Origin of the sequence: Streptomyces himastatinicus ATCC 53653 (assembly GCF_000158915.1) — a bacterium.
GTDB lineage: Bacteria > Actinomycetota > Actinomycetes > Streptomycetales > Streptomycetaceae > Streptomyces > Streptomyces himastatinicus.
Genome location: NZ_GG657754.1, coordinates 8,086,598 through 8,088,016, shown reverse-complemented (window position 1 = coordinate 8,088,016; position 1,419 = coordinate 8,086,598). Strand labels below are relative to the sequence as shown.

At 73.1% G+C, this 1,419-nt stretch carries 2 protein-coding genes and 1 pseudogene; 1 reads left to right on the top strand and 2 read right to left on the bottom strand.

The features are described from left to right. Both SSOG_RS34490 and SSOG_RS34485 read right to left on the bottom strand, forming a co-directional pair. The coding region (locus SSOG_RS34490) for a glycoside hydrolase 43 family protein (protein ID WP_009718899.1) at window positions 1–846 on the bottom strand (846 nt) is incomplete at its 3' end. Next, a complete protein-coding gene (locus tag SSOG_RS34485) occupies window positions 843–1,229 on the bottom strand; it encodes a DUF6807 family protein (RefSeq protein ID WP_245606656.1) in 387 nt (128 codons plus the stop codon). The genes SSOG_RS34490 and SSOG_RS34485, both read right to left, overlap by 4 nt. Between SSOG_RS34485 and SSOG_RS56590 the strand changes: the two are divergent. Further along, window positions 1,222–1,419 (top strand): annotated as a pseudogene (locus SSOG_RS56590) (carbohydrate ABC transporter permease); the annotation flags it as partial. The gene SSOG_RS34485 and the pseudogene SSOG_RS56590 overlap by 8 nt on opposite strands.

Genomic DNA, 1,419 nt, shown 5'->3' with positions numbered 1-1,419 from the left:
CCACCCCATCGGCTGGAGGTGCACCACCCGCCCGTACGCACCGCGCTGCTGGAAGTGCAGGAACCAGTCCTCACCGGCCGGGGTGGAGACCCAGGCGCCCTGGTGCGGGCCGTTGACGTCGGTGCGGCCCTGGGCCAGGATCGTCCGTTCCTCGTACGGGCCGAAGAAGTCCCGCGAACGGAACGCGCCCTGCCAGCCGGTCTCGACGCTGCCCGCCGGGGCGAGGATCCAGAACCAGCCGTCGCGCCGGTGGAGCTTGGGGCCTTCGAGGGTGAACCACCCCGGGATGGCATCCCCGTCGACGATGACGCGGCCCTCGTCGAGGAGTTCGCGCCCGTCCGGGCTCATGCGGTGCCCGGTGAGCCGGTTGTTGACGCCGGAGCGGGACTTGGCCCAGGCGTGGACGAGGTAGGCGTCGCCGTGTTCGTCCCACAGCGGGCAGGGGTCGATCAGGCCCTTGCCCGGCTTGATCAGATGCGGGGCGCTCCACGGCCCGTGCGGATCACGGGCGTTGATCTGGTAGACGCCCGCGTCCGGGTCGCCCCAGAAGATCCAGAAGCGGCCGTCGTGGTGGCGGATGCTGGGCGCCCAGACGCCGCAGTCGTGGCGCGGGAGGGCGAAGGCGTCGGCGGGTTCGAGCCGCTCCAACGCATGCCCCAGGATGCGCCAGTTGACGAGGTCCCGGGAGTGCAGGATGGGCAGCCCGGGGGCGCGTCCGAAGCTGGAGGCGGTGAGGTAGTAGTCGTCGCCGACGCGGACGACGTCGGGGTCGGACCAGTCGGCGTTGAGGACGGGATTGCGGTAGGTGCCATCGCCCAGGTCGGCGCGCCATACGGGTTCGCTCATACGGCGGCCCCCTTGTCCGACAGCTGCCCCGCGATCCGCGCCGCCTCGTCCCGCCCCAGGCAGCCGTCCGCGACCGCGGTGACGATGCGCCGGGTCACGGTGTCGGCGGGGGCGATGGTCAGCGGCCGTTCGGGGGAAGCGAGGGCCGAGCCGACGCCCGGGTGGTCACCGGTGCCGATGTGCCAGGGGGCGGACCGGGTGTCGCCGGTCGCCCCGGCGAAGATCAGCGTCCAGTCCTCGGCGGCCAGCGCCACCCAGTCCGCGGGCCGCCCGTGCACGGCGGCCTCGCCCTCGCCGCCGCCCGCGCTGAAGACCCGCGGCGGCTGCGGACGGCGTGGCGCGCTCCAGAAGAAGCCACCGCCGGACCCCGAGACGACCTTCATCGGCCGCGGCATCGCCCGCGCCCTGGTCTTCTCGCCCTGGGCCGTCTCCGGGGTGCTGACCACCACCATCTGGATGCTGCTGTACAACCCGTCGACCGGCATCAGCCGTTATCTCGCGGACGCGGGGATCGGCACGTACGGCACCTCCGTGCTCTCCGACACCGGCACCGTCTTCTGGGCCGCCGTCCTC